Annotated in this window: 11 protein-coding genes, 2 pseudogenes and 1 riboswitch; of the genes and pseudogenes, 11 read left to right on the forward strand and 2 right to left on the reverse strand. The window is 73.8% G+C overall.

Going from position 1 to position 19395, the window contains the following annotated elements; genetic code table 11:
• Positions 1–47: 47 nt before the first annotated feature.
• Positions 48–276, reverse strand: a riboswitch (cobalamin riboswitch).
• A 32-nt stretch (positions 277–308) separates the two neighbouring features.
• A complete protein-coding gene (gene thiI, locus A6A06_RS18980; RefSeq protein ID WP_079194134.1) occupies positions 309–1634 on the reverse strand; it encodes a tRNA uracil 4-sulfurtransferase ThiI in 1326 nt (441 codons plus the stop codon).
• A 125-nt stretch (positions 1635–1759) separates the two neighbouring features.
• On the opposite strand from thiI, the pseudogene A6A06_RS42830 reads away from it, so the two are divergent.
• A pseudogene (locus tag A6A06_RS42830) lies at positions 1760–1942 on the forward strand (cupin domain-containing protein); the annotation flags it as partial.
• Between the two features lie 74 nt (positions 1943–2016).
• On the opposite strand, the pseudogene A6A06_RS43950 reads toward A6A06_RS42830, so the two are convergent.
• A pseudogene (locus A6A06_RS43950) lies at positions 2017–2340 on the reverse strand (DUF6973 domain-containing protein); the annotation flags it as partial.
• Positions 2341–3143: 803 nt separating this feature from the next.
• Between A6A06_RS43950 and A6A06_RS18990 the strand changes: the two are divergent.
• From A6A06_RS18990 to A6A06_RS19035, 10 genes are read left to right on the forward strand one after another with little or no spacing between them, the layout of a single operon-like run.
• Positions 3144–4589, forward strand: coding sequence for a 3-phosphoshikimate 1-carboxyvinyltransferase (locus A6A06_RS18990; protein ID WP_073762492.1), 1446 nt, complete (start codon positions 3144–3146; stop codon positions 4587–4589).
• A 2-nt stretch (positions 4590–4591) separates the two neighbouring features.
• Positions 4592–5920, forward strand: coding sequence for an aspartate aminotransferase family protein (locus tag A6A06_RS18995; RefSeq protein WP_242440821.1), 1329 nt, complete (start codon positions 4592–4594; stop codon positions 5918–5920).
• A complete protein-coding gene (locus tag A6A06_RS19000; protein ID WP_073762493.1) occupies positions 5917–7179 on the forward strand; it encodes a Coenzyme F420 hydrogenase/dehydrogenase, beta subunit C-terminal domain in 1263 nt (420 codons plus the stop codon). The genes A6A06_RS18995 and A6A06_RS19000 overlap by 4 nt, the downstream gene beginning before the upstream one ends.
• Positions 7176–8384 carry a 3-hydroxyacyl-CoA dehydrogenase NAD-binding domain-containing protein gene (locus A6A06_RS19005; protein WP_199930993.1) on the forward strand — a complete coding sequence of 403 codons (1209 nt, stop codon included), beginning with the start codon at positions 7176–7178 and terminating at the stop codon, positions 8382–8384. The genes A6A06_RS19000 and A6A06_RS19005 overlap by 4 nt, the downstream gene beginning before the upstream one ends.
• Positions 8381–10306, forward strand: coding sequence for a non-ribosomal peptide synthetase (locus A6A06_RS19010; RefSeq protein ID WP_073762495.1), 1926 nt, complete (start codon positions 8381–8383; stop codon positions 10304–10306). Before A6A06_RS19005 ends, A6A06_RS19010 begins: the two co-directional genes overlap by 4 nt.
• A complete protein-coding gene (locus A6A06_RS19015) occupies positions 10299–15098 on the forward strand; it encodes a type I polyketide synthase (RefSeq protein WP_073762496.1) in 4800 nt (1599 codons plus the stop codon). Before A6A06_RS19010 ends, A6A06_RS19015 begins: the two co-directional genes overlap by 8 nt.
• Positions 15099–15100: 2 nt before the next feature.
• Positions 15101–16132, forward strand: a complete 1032-nt coding sequence (locus tag A6A06_RS19020) for a MupA/Atu3671 family FMN-dependent luciferase-like monooxygenase (protein WP_073762497.1) — start codon at positions 15101–15103, stop codon at positions 16130–16132.
• Positions 16129–17490, forward strand: coding sequence for a condensation domain-containing protein (locus tag A6A06_RS19025; protein WP_073762498.1), 1362 nt, complete (start codon positions 16129–16131; stop codon positions 17488–17490). Before A6A06_RS19020 ends, A6A06_RS19025 begins: the two co-directional genes overlap by 4 nt.
• On the forward strand, positions 17487–18473 hold the full coding sequence (locus A6A06_RS19030) for an acyl carrier protein (protein ID WP_073762499.1): 987 nt from the start codon (positions 17487–17489) through the stop codon (positions 18471–18473). Before A6A06_RS19025 ends, A6A06_RS19030 begins: the two co-directional genes overlap by 4 nt.
• A complete protein-coding gene (locus A6A06_RS19035; RefSeq protein ID WP_079194136.1) occupies positions 18470–19393 on the forward strand; it encodes a hypothetical protein in 924 nt (307 codons plus the stop codon). The genes A6A06_RS19030 and A6A06_RS19035 overlap by 4 nt, the downstream gene beginning before the upstream one ends.
• The last annotated feature ends 2 nt before the right edge of the window (positions 19394–19395 follow it).

A 19395-nucleotide genomic window follows, 5' to 3' on the forward strand; every position in this document is an offset into this window, starting at 1 on the left:
GTCCGCCGACCCGCCCACGAGGTCACCGAGATGTCCGCGCACGTATGGACGCACGCGGGCAACGGGCAGGTCTTCGGACTCGCGGGCACGCCTGCCGGATCATTGTCCGGCGGACACCTACTGGCCGTCGCTTCCCGGATCCGCGGCCCGGATCCAGTGCGTATGACGGCGGTCGTTCCCGCTCACCGCTGCGGGGCAGTCCCGGATTCCCACCGGGTTCCCTCTTACGACGCGTCTGCCTGGCGGGCAGGGCGAACCAGCTGCACCGGACACACTAGATCGGCCAACCGCCGTACGGACACCCCTGTTCACATGACGGAACGTGAAATGAGACACGAACGGTCCGTGGCGGCACGGGCGCCGTCGTCGCCACCGCTGTCGCCGTCGAGACCGTCCCCGCTCCCGTCTCCCTCGGCCACGTCCTCTCCCGGAACCATCGTCTGCACCCCGCCCAGCAGCCCGTCCACCACCTCGTCCAGTTCGAGCCGCTTCTCCACGGCCCGCAGGTCCGGCAATGCGGCCCGGGTGGCGACGCGGGGCGGGGCGAGCAGCTTGCAGCAGTCCTCGTCGGGCAGTACGGATATCTGCGCCGTACCGAGGGCGCGGGCCTCGTCGATGATCTCCTGCTTCTCCCAGCCGACCAGCGGACGCAGGACCGGGAGCGCCGCGGCCTCGTCCACGGCGGCCAGGTTCGCCAGCGTCTGACTGGCCACCTGCCCCAGACTGTCACCCGTCACCAGTGCCTCGGCCCGCGTCCGTGCGGCCAGCGCCGAAGCGGTACGGAACATCAGCCGCCGCTGCGCGACGACCTGAAGCCTCCCGGCACCGGCCACCGCGAGCTGCTTCTGCGCCTGCCCGAGAGCGACGACATGGAGACGGCCCGGCGGCTGGCAGCGGTTGAGCTCGCGGGCGAGGGCGTACGCCTTGTAGACCGAGGAGGCGTTCGTGTACGGGGCGCCGGTGAAGTGCACGAAGTCGCAGGCCAGACCCCGGCGCATGGCACGGTAGGCGGCCACCGGCGAGTCGTACCCTCCGGAGAGCAGCACCAGGGCGCGCCCGCTGGAGCCGACCGGCAGCCCGCCCCGCCCCTGGTACCGCGTCACCGACACGTACGTCTGCGCGTGCTCGACCTCGATGCTCACCCGCACATCGGGGCGCGACAGGTCCACCCGCAGCCCTCCGCAGGCCTCCAGCACCCGCGCGCCCACATACGCCTCAAGACCGGACGAATTCATCGTGAAGCTCTTGTCCCGGCGCTTCGCCCGCACGGCGAAGCTGCCCACCGGACGCTCGGCACGGACCGCCTCCAGCGCCCGCACGGCTGCCGCCGTGATGTCGTCCAGGGTGCTCGGAACCCGGACCGCGGGCTCGACGGAATGGAACCCGATCACCCGGCGGGCCCGCTCCACCAAGGCGTCCTGAGGCACCTCCCCGCCCAGGACGGTGACATGGCGGGAGTCCTTGATCCACGTCGATCCGCCGATGTCCCGCAGCGCGATCCGGAGGTTGTCGTGCAGGCGCCGGACGAAGAGATGGCGGTTACGTCCCCTGAGGAAGACCTCCCCGTGCTTGAGCAGAACACAGGAACCGTCCGAAGCCGGACGGGGAGCGGGGACGCTCGATGTGCTGGACACGCAACTCTCCTTCGTGAGCCGTGGGCGACGGGCGGTTCCAGGGTAGACAGCGGTCCGGGGGACGCCCGGATGGAGGACCGGGCATGCCCGGCAGCCACGAGCAGCCGTGCTCGGAGGCGTGGACCGTCCGAGCCGGGGAGACGTTCTGGGAGCCCGGCGGGGACGTCATCCACTACCAGGACGGCAACAACCGCACCGATACGCGCCTGCGCTTCGTCGTCACCATGCTCTGCGTGCCGGGGCAGCCCATGCTCGTCCTGGTCGACGACGACGAACTGAAACAACGCGCACACCTGCGCGCGCCCCGGCAGCCCTTTTCCACCTTGTCGCTGGGTACGAGTTTCCCGTCGCGATCGATCACCACGGTCTTCCCGCCCTGCACCGCCTCCTGGATTTTCGCCGCCGGTTCGGCAGGACCGGCTGTCGGGTTGTTCAGCGTGATGCGGCGCCCGATCTCGTGGTTGTGGAGATCCATGGCTTCGCGGTCCGGCGGGTTCCCGGGCAGCCGCTCGTGGGCCGTTCCGTAGCGTGCCACCCAGTCCATACCGAAGGGCTGAGCCATCAGAGCGTTCCAGTAGGCGTGCCGGAAGGCGTCCATGTGCCCGTCGTTGTTGTCCTCGGGAAATCTCACCTTGCATTTTTCGAAGGCCCGGCCCCGGATTTCCTTGAAGTCGCTTTTCTCGAAGAGGCTGAGATCGGAGAGCATGCCCGACTCTCCCACGCCTCGGCGACCTTCAGTATCAGGTCCGGATCGGCCTGTTCGAGCTGTTTCACGGTTATCCCCACGGGCTGTCCCCCGGCTTCATTCCCGTGGCGTTGACCGTCTCCGCCGCCTGGTGGTTGGTGGCGTTGTACTGAAGGTTCGCCCTGTACGTCCTATCCGTTCGGCCAGGGCGGAGTTCTGCCGCTCCCACAGGGCGGCCGGCCTTCCCGATCGCGTCCGGATCGGCTTCGTAGCCCTGTGCGACTCCGCCTGGCCCCGCCATGCGTCCCCCTGGTGGTGTGAGCACCCTCGCGCGTGATGCGGGTGGGGCAGCGTACCGCTGGAACGGCGTGCCGGGCGTGGGCATTCGGATTCTTTGCGGGGCGAGGGGATTGCGGTGGCTTCCACAGGGGAAGGCTGGTGCATTTCGGGGTTCTGATGGTTGTGCGGGACTTCGTGAAGTAGTCAATTAATTATTGACAGTTGCTCCGTGTGGGTGGTTGAGTCGAGTTCGCCAAGGGGGACTTGTCCACGGTTTGTCGGGCCGCGGGTGAGGGCGACTGTCAATCGAGTCCTGTCAATGGAGCCTTGTCGATCGAGTCCGTACCCCCCACACTCATTCATGTCCGCCCGGGGTGACCCTGGTTTCCCCAGGGGCTTTCCCAGGGGCTTTCCCATTTCTTGTGCCGGTGCCGCTCTGGCGTTCACGCGGCCATATCCGGTGCATTTCCGTGCCGTAGTGGTGGTGCCGGCCGTAAGGCAGAGGCTTCCAGGCAGCTCCCGGTGTCCAGGAACAGGAGCAAGGTGTGCTTGACGCCCGAAGAGGGGCCCGGAAGGAATTCGACAAGCCGGGTACCGACTCGGCGGATCTGGTGGTGGACGGCGGGCGGGCCGAGGAGGCCGTCGGCGCCGGGGCGTTGAGCGTCGGGGTGCCGGGGGACAAATCGGTCAGCCACCGGGCGCTGCTGGCGGCTCTGCTGCCCGGCGCACCCGCGGTGCTGACGGTGCGTCACGCCAACCCGGGCGGCGCCGTACGGGCGTTGCTTCCGGCGATGCGGGCGCTGGGCGTGGACGTCGCGGCGGACGGCGGCACGCTGACCGTGCGCCGTGGCGCGTTACCCGTACCGCAGCAGGCGCGTGAGCATCCGGACGTGACCGCGTGGCCCGCGGGCGTGCCGTATGTGGAGACCGGCGGGTCGAGTGCCGCGGCCCGGCTGCTGATCGGCGTGCTCGCGGGCAGCGGCACCGCCGCGGTGGTCGACGGGGACGAGGTGCTGCGGCACCGGCCGATGGACTGGCTGATCGATCCGCTGGCCGAACTGGGCGCGGACATCGCGTATCTCGGGGACGACGGCTGCCTTCCCGTATGGGTGAAGGGGCCGGTATGCCGGCCCGGCAGGACGGTGGAGCTGCGCGTGGGGAGCGCACAGGCGCGGTCCGGGGTGCTGCTGGCGGTGGCCGCTGCTGGGCTGCCCGCGACCGTACGGCACCCGGTGCGTTCGCGGGACCACACCGAGCGGATGCTCGCCGCGTTCGGCGGTGTGCTGGAAGAGGGGGACGGCGAACTCGTCTGGGGAGGCACGGCGTTCGAGGTGCCGGAGGTCATCGAGGTGCCGGCCGACCCGTCGCTGGCGGCGTACCCGGTGGCCGCACACCTGCTGTGGGGCGACGGCGGCACGCTGCGGGTGCCGGGCGTCTGCCTGAACCCGACCCGGACCGGGTTCTTCGAGGTGCTGCGACGCGGCGGGGCCGACATCGCGTACGAGTACGAGGCCGGGAGGGGGCCGCGGGGCGGTGAGCCGGTGGGGACCGTGGTCGTCCGCGGCGGGCTGGACGGGGTCGAGTCCGTCCGGGTGGACGAACCCGCCCTGCTGCACGCGCTGATCGACGAGGTGCCGCTGCTGGCCGTGGTCGCCGCCCGGCTGCCGGGGACGTCGTGGCTCGGCTGCGCGCAGGAGCTGCGCTTCAAGGAGACGGACCGGCTGACGACCACGGCGCGGATGGCCGGGGCGTTCGGCGCCCGTGTCGAGGTGGCCGCCGACGGGCTGACGGTGCGCGGCGGCGCACCGCTGCGGGCCGGTGTGGTGCCGGGTTTCGAGGACCACCGGATCGCCATGGCCGCCGCGACGCTCGCGGGATGCCTGCCGGGGCGCACCACGGTGCGCGGCGGCGCCTGCCACCGCACGTCATTTCCCGACTTCGCCGATGTGCAACGGGCCGTCGGCGCCCGGATCGCAAAGGACCCCGTGTGATGATGAGTGAGGCGAGTACCGAGGCGCGGTCCACGGGCAGCACCCTGGGCCCGGAGTTCAGCGGCGGCAGCGGCCCCTGGCTGTACGCCGAGGACGGCGCCGCCTGGTTCGACGGGACCGCGGGCAGCGGCGCGGCGACCCTGGGGCACCAGCACCCGGACGTCACCGCCGCCGCGACGGCCCAGGTCGGCCGCCTGGCGCACACCGGCTGCAAGCTGGCTTCGGACGCCCGCAGGCGGATGGTCGAACGGATCGGCGCGCTGTCCCCGTACGCGGACCCCGCGGTGCTGCCCACCGCGACCGGCGCGGAGGCGGTGGAGTCCGCGCTGAAGATCGCCCGCGCGGCCACCGGGCACCGCGCCGTGGTCGGCTTCCGCTACGGCTTCCACGGCAAGACGGCCGGGGCCCTGGCGCTCACGTGGCGGGCGGAGTTCAAGACGTACAGCGGGTTCGAGGACGACGGCGGACGCGCGCCGGCCGTCATCGCGGAGTTACCCGACCCCCGGGAGCCGGAGCCCGGCGACGCGGCCGGATTCGCGGCCGGGCTGTCGGCGGCGCTGGACGCCGCCGACCGGCGCGGCGGCACCGCGGCCGTGGTCCTGGAACCGGTTCAGGTGACCGAGGGCGTGCTGGACGTGGCCCCGGCGCTGCTGGACGAGATCGCCCGGCAGGCGCACTCCCGGGGCGCGCTGCTGATCCTCGACGAGATCTACACCGGACTCGGCCGGGCCGGGCGGCTGTTCACCGCCGAGCTGATGACCGAGAAGCCGGACCTGACGCTGCTCGGCAAGACCCTGGGCAACGGCTTCCCGGTCGGCGCGGTGGTGGGGGAGCGCGCGGTGGTCGACGCGCTGCCGCCGAGCGTGCAGACCTCGACCTTCTCCGGGCATCCGGTCTCCTGCGCTGCCGCGGGGGCCGTCCTGGACGTCGTCGTACGGGAGGACGTGGCGGGCCGGGCGCGGGAGCTGGAGAAGCGGTTGCGCGCCGATCTGGAGGCGCTGGCCGCCCGGCATCCCTGGATGCGGGCGGTGCGGGCGACCGGCGCGCTGGCCGCCTTCGACTGCGTACGGGACGGACAGCCGGACCCGGAACTGGCGCGGGCCGTCACGGGCGCTGCCCTGCGCGGCCGGCTGCTGCTGTTCGGCGGCGGTCCCGAGGGCGCCACCGTCAAGATCGTGCCGCCGGCGCTGCTGGACGAGGACGGCTACCGCTTCCTGATCGGGAAGCTCGGGGCGGCGGTGGCCGCCGCGGCCCCCGCAGGAGCACCGGCCGGGGCCGCGCCGCACGCCGCCGGGCCGGGCGTCCCCGCCGGGAACGGCGGTCTCCTGTGACATTCCAGCAGCTCGAAAAGGACGTGCTGGCACCGCAGCTGTGCACCGTGTGCGGGGCCTGCGAGCTGGCCTGCCCGGCCGGAGTGATCGGCTTCGACCAGCTGGACCCGGTGCTCACCGTGGCCTCCTGGACCGCCGCCGACTGCGGGGAGTGCACCGACTGCCTGGACGTCTGCCCGGGAGCCGATCCCGGCACCCCGGCCACCGAGGAGCGCCTCTTCGGCCGCACCCGCACCCCGGAGGAGCGCTGGACCGGGGTCTTCGGGGAAGTGGTCGCCGGACACGCGCTGGACCCCGTGGTGTACGAGGCGTCCGCCAGCGGCGGCAGCCTCACCGCGCTGCTGCAGACGGCCATGCGGGTGCTGGACGTGACGGCGGTGCTCTCCATGGGGCGGGACGCCGAGGAACCCTGGCGGGCGGCTCCCGCGCTGGTCCGCGAGCCCGGCGAGCTGGTGGAGACCGCCCAGTCCACCTACCAGCTCGCGCCGTACCTCGGAGCGCTGCGACAGCTGATGACGGAGGAACCCGGCGCCCGGGTCGCCATGTCCGGAGTGGCCTGCCACATACAGGCGATGCGCAAGCTCCAGGCCATGGACACCGAGGCCGGGCGGTGGGCACGCGACCAGGTCGTGCTCCTGGTCGAGCCCGCCTGCTCCTCCAGTACGCGCCCCGAGGGCACCGCCTCGGTGATCCGTGAACGCGCCCACGTCCCCCTGGAGTCGGTGGTGCGGCTGCGGTACCGCGAGGGCGAGTACCCGGGGAACATCGGCATCCGTACGCAGGACGGAGCGGACCACCAGGTGGAGTTCTGGCAGGCGGTCCGGGACTTCGCGGGGAACAAGACACACCGCTGCCTGTCCTGCGGGGACTGGATGTCGGGGCTGGCCGACGTGAGCGTCAGCGACGGCGACCCGAACATCTTCGCCGCGAGCGTGAGCGGCGAAGGGCAGGCCAAGCACGGCCGGGTGTTCATCCGTACCGAGGCCGGTGCCGAGGCGGTGGCCGCCGGGCGGGAGCGCGGGCTGCTCACCCACGAGCCCGTGGACCTGGCGGGCCTCAACCTCGGCCTGGAGCGCAAGCGCAACCGGCGCGCCACGTACGAACGCTCGGGCCGGCCGGTGCCGCTGGGGCCGATACCGGGGCACCGCGAGGAACTGGAGATCGTGCCGGACGAGCGGTGGATCGCCGCACCCGCGCCGGAGGACGGCCGTGCGGGACGGGGACATGCGGGACGGGGACACGAGGGAGCGCGGCGATGACCGGACAGGCGTCTTTCCCACGGGTGCCGGGGGCCCCGGCGGCCGGTCCGGAGGCGGCGCCGCGCGGTGCCGCGGCCCCGTCACCCGCGGCCCCATTACCCGCGACCCCCTTACGCGTACGGCAGTTGGTGGCGGACGGCAGCCCGGACCCGGTCGTCGAAGAAGTGCTGCGGCAGCCACCGGGACGCGGCGAGATACGGCTGCGGGCCGCGTGGAGCCTGGTCAGCCCGGGTACCGAACTGCACTACCTGGACCGCTCGGCACGCACCGGCGAACGCTTCGTCCTCGGATACTGCTCGGCCGGGGAGGTGGACGCGGTCGGCCCGCACGTGCAGGGGTTCGCGCCCGGCGACCGGGTGATCGCCATGGGCTGGGGCGAGGCCGTGCACAGCGCGGCGGTCACCGTGCCGTACCGGCTGTGCCGCCTGGTACCGGCCGGACTGGACCTGGCGGACGCGGTGGTGGCGGGGCTGGCGGCGACCGCGGTGCACGCGGTGGACCGGGCGGTGCTGGAGCCCGCGGACGAGGTGGCCGTGGTGGGCGCGGGGATGGTCGGCCAGCTGGTCGCGCAGATCGCGGCGGCCCGGGGCGTCCGGACCACCCTGCTGGACCTGCGACCGGAACGGCTGCGCACGGCTCCGGCGCTCGGCCTGGCCGCGGCCGACGGGGAGCGCTTCCTGGCGGGGCAGGACGTCGGCGCGGGGCAGGACGTCGGCGCGGGGCAGGACGTCGGCGCCGGGCAGACCGCCGCGCGCGGCGGCCGGTGTGTCTTCCTGTGCGGCACCGGCGACGCCGGGGCCACCGTCGCGGCGGCGGCCCGCTGGGCGGGCCGGGCTCCGGGGCGTCCCCGGCTGGTCGGCGTGGGCCGGTTCGCGGCGCACATCGACTTCAGCGTGGAACTGGGCAACCTCGACATCCGGTACGCGGCCCGCTGCGGAGCCGGATACCGCGACGCCTCCTACGCCCGCGGGCTGACCGAGGTTGTGGCGCCGGACGGCGAGGGCACGGTCACCGAGAACCTGCAACGGGCGCTGGACCTGATCGGCGCCGACGCGATCCGGCCGGCCCTGATGGGGCTGCCGCGCCTTCCGCTGGAGCGGGCCGCCGAGGCCTACGCGCAGCTGCGCGAGCGGCCCGCGCACCCCGCCGTCCTCTTCTCCCACGGACCGGCCGCCGCCGGGCCGGAAGGGGGTGCCGCGCCATGACCGCGACGACGGCACCCGCTGCCGGAGCGTTCACCGGGCACCGGCCGTTCCCGCCCGCCGAGCAGGCCGGGACCCTGGTGCACCGCTTCCTGGAACAGGCTGCCGCCCACCCCGGCCGGGAGGCCGTGGTGACCCCCGAGGCGCGCTGGACCTACCAGGAGACCGCCGCGCGTGCGGCCCGGGTCGCCGCCTCGCTGGCCGCGGCCGGACTGCGGCCCGGTGACCGGGTCGGGCTGCTCTTCGCGCACGGCGCGGAGATGATCGCGGCGCTGCTCGGCGTGCTGCGGGCCGGACTGTCCTACGTACCGCTGGACGCCGCCTACCCCGAGCAGCGCCTCGCCTTCATGGCGCAGGACGCGGGCGTACGGGCCCTGGTCGCCACCGGGCAGCACCTGCCCCTCGCGCGGCAACTCGTGCGGGAGCGGCCGGTACTGGCGTACGAGGAGCTGGTGGGGAGGGAAGCGGACGAAGGCGGGGCGGAGGCCGTGCGGGCCCGGCCCGACGGAGAGGCGTACGTCCTGTACACCTCCGGTTCCACCGGGCAGCCCAAGCCGGTCGCGCAGCTGCACCGCAACGTGCTGCACCACGCACGGGTGTGGACCGACGGACTGGGCATCGGCCCACTGGACCGGCTCACCCTCCAGTCCGCCTACAGCTGGGACTCGGCGGTGCAGGACACCTTCGCCGCGCTGCTCAACGGCGCGGCCCTGTACCCCGTCGACCTCAAGACGCTCGGCGTCAGCGGCCTGCTCCAGTGGATGGCGGACGAGGACATCACGGTCTACCACTCCACGCTTCCGGTGTTCCGTGCCCTGGTACGGGCCATGGAGGCGCGGGGCACCGCGCTGCCCGCGATGCGGATGCTCGCCCTCGGCGGCGACACCCTGCACCTGGCCGATCTCGACGCCGTCCGGCGGGCCTTCGCGGCGCACTGCCGGGTGGCCGGGGCGTACGGCTCGACTGAGTGCTCCTGCGCGCTGCTGCGGGTCGCCGACCGGGACTACCGGCCGCCGACCGGCGTCTTCCCGCTGGGCTTCCCGGTGACCGCCACGCAGGTGTGGCTCCGGGACGCACACGGGCGGCCGGTCGACGGGGCGGGCGAAGGCGAACTCGTCGTGCAGAGCGACTACCTGGCGCCCGGCGCGGTCGCGGACGGGCGGACGTACCGTACCGGCGACCTCGCCCGGCGGCTGCCGGACGGCACCCTGCTGCTGATCGGGCGCCGCGACTTCCAGGTGAAGATCTCCGGAATCCGGGTGGAGACCGGGGAGGTGGAGAGCGCGCTGAAGGAGCTGCCCGGAGTGCGCGAGGCGGTGGTGATGCCGTTCGCCGACCGGCTGGGGGAGCGGCAGCTGGCGGCGTACCTGGTGGCGGCCGACGGGGCGCGCGCCGAACCGGCCGCGCTGCGGGCGGCGTTGCGCGGAGTGCTGCCCGACCACGCGGTGCCCACCGCGTACGTGCTGCTCGACGCGTTGCCGCTGACCCCCAACCACAAGATCGACCGGGCGGCGCTGCCCGATCCGCTCGCGGCCCGCGACACCGGACCGGCCGCCGGCGCGCGCGGAGCCGGGCCGCTGGAGCGGGCCGTGGCCGAGGCATGGCGCGAGGTGCTCGGCACCGGCACGGTCGCCCTCGACGACAACTTCTTCGACCTGGGCGGGACGTCCCTGCGGGTGGCCGCCGTCCACGAACGGCTCACCCGCACCGTCGCGCCCGGACTGCGGATGACCGACCTGTACCGGGCACCGACCATCCGGAGCCTGGTGCGGCTCATCGGCAGCGGCCAGGAGGACTCCACGGCGGGCGTCGCCCGGGGCGCCCGCAGGCGCGCCGCCGCCCGCGGCGGCACCCGCCGGGCCGCGGCCCGTACGCGCCCCGCCGGTCCGCCGCACTCCCAGCAACCAGGAGGAACCAGTGACTGACCGTCCTTACGCCGACGCCGCCGCGGCGGACGGCGCCGACCTCGACGGACGCATCGCCGTCGTCGGCCTGGACTGCCGGCTGCCGGGCGCCCGCGACCACCACGCGTTCTGGCGCAACCTGCTGGCGGGCACCGACCAGATCCGCGACGTGGACGAAGAGCAGCTCACCGCCGCCGGGGTGGAGGCCAAGGCGCTGGCCGACACCCGGTACGTGCGCCGGGCCGCGACGGTCGAGGACGCGGACCTCTTCGACGCCTCCTTCTTCTACCTCAGCGCCCGCGAGGCCGAGCGGATGGACCCGCAGCTGCGGCTGTTCCTCCAGTCCTCCTGGAAGGCGCTGGAGCACAGCGGCCACGACTCCGAGCAGTACGAGGGCCGCGTCGGCGTCTTCGCGGGCGCGCTGAACAGCACGTACCTGCTGAACAACGTACTGACCGGGCAGCAGGGCTTCGCCGGCTCGCTGCCCAAACTGCGCCAGGACCTGGCCACCCTGATGGGCAACGACCCCAACTACCTCGCCACCAGGGTCTCGTACCACCTCAACCTCACCGGACCCAGCCTCTCCGTACAGACCGCCTGCTCCACCTCGCTCGTCGCGGTCCACCAGGCGGCCCAGAGCCTGCTGGCACAGGAGTGCGACGTCGCACTGGCCGGCGGGGTGGCACTGCGCTTCCCGCAGGAGGCCGGATACGTTCACGAGACCGACGGGATCACCTCGGCGTCCGGCACGGTACGGCCCTTCGACGCGGGCGCGGACGGCACCGTCTTCGGCAACGGCGTCGGCGTGGTCGTGCTCAAGCGGCTGGCGGACGCCCTCGCCGAGGGCGACACCGTCTGGGCGGTGCTGCGCGGCTCCGCCATCGGCAACGACGGCGCCGACCGGGTCGGTTACACCGCCCCCGGCGTCACCGGCCAGGCCGCCGTCCTCGCCGAGGCGCTGGCGGTGGCGGACGTCGACCCGGCGACCGTCAGCTACCTGGAGGCGCACGGCACCGGCACCAGGATGGGCGATCCCGTAGAGCTGGCCGCCGCCGCGCAGTCCTACCAGGTGGACGGCGCGCCGCCGCTGACGATCGGATCGGTGAAGGCCAACCTGGGCCACCTGAGCACCGCGGCCGGCGTCACCTCGCTCATCAAGTGCGTGCTGATGCTGCGGCACCGCACGCTGGTGCCCACCCCGCACTTCACCGAGTGGAACCCGCAGTGCGACGTCGAGGGCACCCGCTTCCGTATCGGAACGCAGACCGAGCCGTGGCAGCCGGGGACGGACGGCGGCCCGCTGCGCTGCGCGGTCACCTCCACCGGCATGGGCGGTACCACCGCGCACGTCGTCCTGGAGGAGGCCCCGGAGCCCGCCCCGGCTGCACGGCCCGCCGCCCCCGTCGTGCTGCTGCCCGTCTCGGCCAAGTCCCCGGCCGCGCTGGAGCGCGCGCGCCTGGAACTGGCGGACCATCTGGAGTCCACAGCGCCCGGGGAGGACACGGCCGACGCGCCCGGTGACACCGCTCTGGAGGACGCCGCCTACACCCTGGCCACCGCCCGCCGTACCTTCAACTACCGCGCCGTGCTCACCGTCCCGGACCGGGAGACGGCCGTGCGCGCGCTGCGCAGCGGCGACCCGCGCTTCACTCACCAGGACTCCGGGCAGCCCGCCGACCGCCCTGTCGTGCTCCTCTTCCCCGGCCAGGGAGCCCAGCACCCCGGCATGGGCCAGGGCTGGTACGCGCACCTCCCGGTGTTCCGCGAGGTGCTCGACGAGTGCGCGGAACTGCTGGAGCCGCACCTGGGCCTGGACCTGAGGGACGCCCTCTACCCGCGGCTGCGGGAGTACACCGGCACCCCGCACGACCTCAACCGCACCCGGCTGACCCAGCCCGCGCTGTTCGCGGTGGAGTACGCGCTGGCCCGGCAGTGGACGGCCTGGGGCGTGCGCCCGGCCGCGCTCGTCGGGCACAGCGTCGGCGAGTACGTGGCCGCCACCCTCGCCGGGGTCTTCCGGCTGCCCGACGTACTGCGGGTGATCGCCGAGCGCGGCCGCCTGGTGGACGAGCTGCCCGGCGGGGTGATGGCGGCGGTCATGCTGCCGCCCGCCGAACTGGCCCCGTACCTCGAAGAAGACGGCGAGGTCGCGCTCGCCGCGGTGAACGAACCCGCGGTGTGCACCGTCGCCGGGCCCAAGGACGCCGTCCGCGCCCTCACCACCCGGCTCACCGCCGACGGCGTGGCGCACCGCAAGGTCGTGACCTCGCACGCTTTCCACTCGGCCATGATGGACCCGGCCGTCGGCCCGCTCACCGCACTGCTCCGGGACGTCCCGCTGCGCCGCCCCGAGATCCCGTTCCTGTCCAACCGCACCGGCACCTGGATCACCGACGAGGAGGCCACCGACCCCGCGTACTGGGGACGGCACCTGCGCGAGACCGTACGGTTCGCGGACAACGTGGCCACCGTGCTGGACGGCGAGGCCCCGGTCTTCCTGGAGGCCGGGCCGGGCCAGACGCTCGCCACCTTCACCCGGCGCCACCCGGACCGCGAGACCGGCGTACCCGTCCTCACCTCCGCGGCCCGCGGACGCGACGCCGGAGCCGACCTGACCGCGGTGACCGCCGCGCTCGGCCGACTGTGGGCGGCCGGACTGCCGGTGGACTGGCAGAGCTACCACGCCGGCCGCGGACACCGCCGGGTGCCGCTGCCGACGTACCCCTTCGAAGGCACCCGCTACTGGGTCGAGCCCGGCACCGGGACGCTGACCGGCACCGGCGGCGGCACCGGCACCGGGGTGCGCAAACTCCCCCTGGACCAGTGGCTGTCCGCCCCGGTGTGGCGCCAGGCCGTGGGCACCCTCGACGCGCCCGCCGAGCCGGTCGCCGACCCCGTCCTGCTCTTCGCCGACGAACCGGGCACCGCCACCCGGATCGCCGCGCACGCCTGCGCGGGGGAGGTCCTCACGGTACGGGCGGGCACCGCGTACGGGCGGGACGGCGACACCTGGACGCTGCGGCCGGACTCCGAGGAGGACCACGCCCGCCTCGTCGCCGACCTGGTGGCCGGGGAACGGCTGCCGGACCGGATCCTGCACGCCTGGTCCACCGCCCCCCTGCCCGCCGCACGCGGCAGGGAACGCTTCGAGACCGCCCAACGGCACGGCCTCTACAGCCTGATCGCCCTCGTCAAGGCGCTCAGCGAACACGGCGTCACCAAGCCGCTCCAGCTCGACCTGATCAGCGCGGGTGCCTACACCGTCAGCCCGGCCGAGCCGGAACCGGCCTCCGAACTGGTGCCGCTCGCCGTCGCCGCCCGGGTCATCGGCCAGGAGCACGGCAACATCGGCGCCCGCCACTTCGACCTGCCGGCCGCCGTGGACGAGCGCTCGCTGCGCACGCTCGCCGCCGAACTGGCCGGGCAGCGCCGCCCCGAGGTGGCCACCACGCTGCGCGGCGCCACCCGCTGGACCGCCGACCTGGAGCCGGTACGCGCCGACTGGACCGCCAAGGCCGCCTCCCGGCTGCGCGAGGACGGCGTCTACCTGATCACCGGCGGCCTCGGCGAGATCGGCTCCACGATCGCGCACTGGCTGCGCCGCGAATGCCCCGGCGTCCGCCTGGCACTGCTCACCCGCGACCCGCTCCCGGACCGCGCGGAGTGGGACACCTGGCTGGACACCCACGACGAGGACGACGGGACGGCGCTGCGCATCAAGCGGCTGCGGGCCCTGGAGGACGGGGGCGGCGAGCCCTTCCTCGTCCACGCCGACGTCGCCGACGAGGACGCGCTGGGTGCCGTGGTGGCCCGCGTGACCGCGCACTTCGGCGCGCTGCACGGTGTCGTGCACGCGGCCGGGCTGCCCAGCGAGCAGTGGGACCGGGCGATCACCGCGGCGAGCGCCGAGCAGTGCCAGTGGCACTTCGCCCCGAAGGCGCACGGCCAGATCGCCCTGGAGAAGGTCCTGGCCGGCCACGACGTGGACTTCGTCCTGCTGCTCTCCTCGCTGGCCGGTGTGCTCGGCGGACTGCGGCTGCTCGGTTACGGCGCCGCCAACCACTTCATGGACGCCGCCGCCGAGCGGGCCAACCGCGGCCTGGACCGTACGGTGTGGATCAGCGCGGCCTGGGACGTGTGGCAGCACCACCAGGACGAGAAGCGGGCGATCTCCGCGATCGGCCGCAGCATGGACGACAAGGCGATCCAGCCCGAGGAGGGCCTGGAGACGATCCGCCGCCTGCTGACGCTGCGCGACGTCTCCCACGTCGCCGTGTCCACCTGGGACATCGGGCACCGGCTGGACCAGTGGGTGCGGGACGAGCGGATCGCCCGGCCGACGGCGGGCGCCGCCGCGGCAGCGGCCGACGACGGCGGCCCGGAGGCGGCGGACGACCTCGTCGGGCAGGTGGCGCGGCTGGTGCGCGGCGCGCTCGGCGCCGAGGAGATGCCGCTGGACGGGGACATCTTCGAGTTCGGCGGCGACTCCCTGCTGATCGTGCGGCTGCTGTCCGACCTGCGGGACCAGTTCTCGGTGGAGGTGCCGCTGGCGGAGGTGCTCGGCGAGCCGACGCCCGTGGCGCTGGCCGCACTCGTACAGCAACGGCTGGACGCCCGGACGGAGACCGGCACGAGGGCAGCCGACGCACCCGGCGGGGACAGCGCGGACGGCGGCCAAGACGACGACATCGAGGCACTGGCGGCGCAGCTGGCCGGGCTCGACCCGGACGACATCGAACGCCTGCTGGCCGAGGTGCAGCAGGACGGCCAGAACAGCCAGAACGGCCAGGACCAGCAGGAACAGGAGCGCTGACCGTGGACTTCAGCCTGATCTTCTTCTCCGGGGACGAGAAGAACAAATACCGCTTCGTGCTCGACGCGGCCCGCTACGCCGACGAGAACGGCTTCACCGCGATCTGGACCCCGGAGCGGCACTTCCACCGTTTCGGCGGCCTCTACCCCAACCCCTCGGTGCTCGGCGCGGGCCTGGCGATGCACACCCAGCGCCTCCAGATCCGGGCCGGCAGCGTCATCCTGCCGCTGCACAGCCCGATCCGGGTCGCCGAGGAGTGGGCGGTGGTCGACAACCTCTCCCGCGGGCGGGCCGGCATCGCCCTGGCCACCGGCTTCAGCCCGCTGGACTTCGCCATCCGGCCGGAGGGCTGGTCCGACCGCAGGCAGCGCACCTTCGACGCGGTGGGCACCATCCGCGAACTGTGGGAGGGCGCGCCGGTCTACGTCCAGGACGGCCTGGGCAACCACGTCGAGGTGGAGCTGCACCCGCAGCCCGTCCAGCCCGAACTCCCCATCTGGCTCACCTGCACCAAGAGCCCGGAGACGTTCGAGACGGCCGGACGGCTCGGCTGCAACGTGCTGACCGCGCTGATCGACATGACCAACGAGGAACTGGAGGAGAAGCTCGCCCTCTACTACAAGACCCTGGAGGAGTACGGGCACGACCCGGAAAGCACCACGGTCACGCTGATGCTGCACACCTTCATCGGCACCGACCTGGAAGAGGTACGGGAAACCGTCTGGCCGCCCTTCAGCGACTACCTGCGCTCCTTCTTCACCGTCATCGACTCGCAGAAGAAGAACCTCGCGCCGGGCGCCGGTGTCCGCGACATCTCGTCCGACGACCAGGACCAGCTGATCAAGTTCGCCTTCGACAAGTACTTCGAGAAGGGCGCACTGCTCGGCACCCCCGACTCCTGCGCCGCGGTGGTCGACCGCTTCCAGGGCATGGGGGTCAAGGAGATCGCCTGCCTGATCGACTTCGGGGTCGACGAGGACCTCGTCGTGCAGAGCCTGAGCCACCTCAACGAACTCCGGAGGCGCTACGCATGACCGCCGCCCCCTCCCGGGCCGACCTCGTCGCCCGGCTCGCCGGCCTCACCCCCGACCAGCGCGCCCGCCTGCGCGGCCGACTGCCCCAAGCGCTGAAGCAACAGCGCCGGCTGACCCCGGGGCAGCATCGGCTGTGGCTGACCCAGCAGCGGCTGCCCGGCCGCCCGGTGGACGTCGTGTGCCAGGCCGTGCACCTCACCGGCGCCCCCGTGGACCTCGGCCTGCTCGCCGAGCGCGTACGCGGCTTCGCGGCCCGGCACGAGGCGCTGCGCACCACCTTCGAGGACGGCGGCGCGGGCATCCGTCCGGTGGTGCACGAGGAACTGCCGCCCCGGCTGGCCCGGACCCGCTGCACCGGCGCCGACGAGGCACACCGGATGGCCGGGGAGCTGGCCGCCGAGCCGTTCGACCTGGCGGCCGGACCGCTGCTGAGGGTCACCCTCGCCGAGGGGCCCGCACCCGACGAGGCATGGCTGCTCGTCGTGGTGCACAACCTGGTCTTCGACGCGTGGTCCTTCGAGCTGCTGCTGGACGAACTGGCCCGCCCCGCGGACGCCGCCCCGGCCTCCGCGCCCGCCTTCAGCGACTACGCCCGGGGCCTGCGGCAGTGGCTCGGCAGCCCGGCGGGGCAGGAAGCGGCCGCGTACTGGGCCGGTGAAGTGGCCGACGCGCCGCCACCGCTGCCCACCGACCGGCCGCGCACCGCCGACGGCACCTCGCGCAGGGGCGGCCGGGTGGACTTCACGGTGTCCCGTGCCGTCACCGAGGGGATCACCGCGGCGGCGCAGCGGGAGGCGGCCACCGCGTACACCGGGTGGCTGGCCGTGGCCTGGGCCGCGCTGGACGGGTTCGGCGGCCGTCCGGACGTCCTGCTCGGCACGTTCACCGCGGGCCGGGACCGGCCCGGCACCGCGGAGGTGGCCGGCTATCTGCTCAACGTGCTGCCGGTACGGCTGCGGGACGCGGGCGACGGCACGCACGCCGCCCGTACCCGCGCCGCCCGCACGGCGACCCGGGCCGGCCTCCGGCACGCCGCCTACCCGGGCGAACTGATCGCGGCGGAAGTGTCGCCCGTACGGGTACCGGGCGCCGACTCGCTCCTGGACGCCGTCTTCGTCTTCGACAACCTCGGGGAAGGCGGCCGGGAGATCCAGGGCGCCCACGCGGCCACCGCCGACCTGGACAAGGGCACCGCCCGCTACGACCTGACCCTGGCCGTCTACCCCGGACCGGACGGCACCGAGGGCTGGTTCGAGTACGACCGCGAGCTGTACGACGAGGCCACCGTGAGCCGCCTCGCCGAGCGGTTCACGGCCCTCGCCACGGCGGCCGCAGGCGAAGACGGAGGCCGGACGTGATCACCCCGCGGCTCTGCGCCCCGGCCTACGAGCTGGGCGAGTACGCCGACCCCGTCACCGAACTGCCGGAGCTACAGGCCGACCCCGAAACCGCGGACCGACTGACCGCACCCGCCGCCGGATTCGACACCTACCGCTGGTCGGACGGCCAGGTGGTCGAGCTGATGACCGCGGCAGCGCAGCGCACCCTGGGCGAGGCCGGGGTGCCGGGCGACGAGGTCGACCTGGTGCTGCTGGCCACCGACTCGCTGCCGCGCGACCGCTCGGCCCACCGGGATGTCGCCGAACTGCTCCAGGAGACCGGACTGACCCGCGCCACCGCGAGCACACTCGGCCTGATGGACTGCGCCACCGCCATGGCCGCCGTGGGCACCGCCGCCTCCCTGGTCAGGGACGGCAGCGCCCGCCACGTCCTGGTCGTCTCCGGCGACCTGGCCGACCACGCCACCGGCGGCGAACGCGTCGTCGCGGGCGGCGCGGCCATCGCCAGCGACGCCGCGGCCACCGCCCTGGTGTCGGCCACCGCCGCCGGACTCCCGGTGCTGGGCATGGCCCACCACGCCGCACCGGAGGCCGCCCAGGGCGAGCCGCCGAGGCGGCAGCTGGCGGCCCGGGTCGCCGCGCACCGCGAACTCTTCACCCGCCTCGCGGAGCGCCACCCCGTCCGGCCCGCCGAGGTACGGGCCGTCCTGCCCAGCAACTTCGCGCGCAACGTCCTGGAGATCTACCTCTCCGATGTCGGCTACGGCGGCGCCAAGCTCGCCCTGGGCAACATCGGCCGGATCGGGCACTGCCTGGGCAGCGACCCGCTGATCAACCTCGCGGACCGGCTCGCGGAGGCGAAGGCCGCCGGAGAGGAACAGGCGGACGGCGCGGAGGACCGGCTGGTGCTCCTCGGCGCGGGCATCTCCCACCTGGCGGCCGTACTGCTGGGCGCGTGCCCGCTGCCGGAGGCGGACCGTACCGGGGAGGGCGCCGGGTGAGCGCCGGGGAAGCGGCCTATCTGAACGGCTGCGCCGCGGAGTTGGGGGCGATCCGCGGAAAGATCGCCGAACTGCCCGACTACGCGGCCGCGCCACCGGGACCGGGCACCGGATTCGCCGAATACCGCGAGGCCGAGGACGGCATCCTCGGACTCCTCGGCCCAGCCATGCGAAGGGCCCTGGACACCTCCGGGACCGACCCGGCGGCGGTGGACACCGTGCTGCTCGCGACCGAGTCGCTGCCCGCCGACGGCCCGGACCGGCACGCCGCCATGGGGCTGCTGAGCGATCTCGGCATGCGCCGCGCCTACCCGGTGATGCTGGGCCTGGCCGACTGCTCCACCGCCGTCACCGCCCTCGGCATGGCGGCGTCCATGGTGCGGTCGGGCGCGTCCCGTACGGTGCTGGTGGTTTCCGGGGACCTGGTGCGTACGGTGCTGCCGGGCGGCAGGGTGGTACTGGGCGGCACGGCGGTCGCCGGTGACGGTGCCGCCGCGGCCGTGGTGTCGGGGCGGCGGCACGGCTGGGAAGTACTCGGCGGGGCCCGCCGGATCGCCCACGAGGGCTTCGAACCAGGCCCGCCCGCCCGTCGGCTGAGCGCACAACTGGCGCTGTATCAGGGCGTGTTCACCGACCTGTGGGACGCCACGGGACTGACGGCGCGGGACCTGGGAACCGGCGCCGTACTCCCCAGCAACCTCGCGCAGGACACCCTGCGGATGTTCCTCGGCGAGGCCGGATTCGCCGACGGCCAGCTGTATCTGGACAACGTCCCGCGCATCGCGCACTGTCTGGGCAGCGATCCGCTGATCAATCTCGCCGACCGTACGGCCGAGGGCGGCGAGCCGTCCGCAGTCGTCCTGGCCGGCTCAAGTGCGGCGCACGTCGCCGCGGTTCTACTGCACCCCGTGGAGGAATGAAG

Origin of the sequence: Streptomyces sp. CB02923, from assembly GCF_001905005.1 — a bacterium.
Taxonomy (GTDB): Bacteria; Actinomycetota; Actinomycetes; order Streptomycetales; family Streptomycetaceae; genus Streptomyces.

What these genes read in the sequence shown, in the direction of transcription:
- A6A06_RS18995 (WP_242440821.1), top strand. Translation starts at nt 4,592, where the DNA reads ATGAGTGAGGCGAGTACCGAGGCGCGGTCCACGGGCAGCACCCTGGGC.
- A6A06_RS19010 (WP_073762495.1), top strand. Translation starts at nt 8,381, where the DNA reads ATGACCGCGACGACGGCACCCGCTGCCGGAGCGTTCACCGGGCACCGG.
- A6A06_RS19025 (WP_073762498.1), top strand. Translation starts at nt 16,129, where the DNA reads ATGACCGCCGCCCCCTCCCGGGCCGACCTCGTCGCCCGGCTCGCCGGC.
- A6A06_RS19005 (WP_199930993.1), top strand. Translation starts at nt 7,176, where the DNA reads ATGACCGGACAGGCGTCTTTCCCACGGGTGCCGGGGGCCCCGGCGGCC.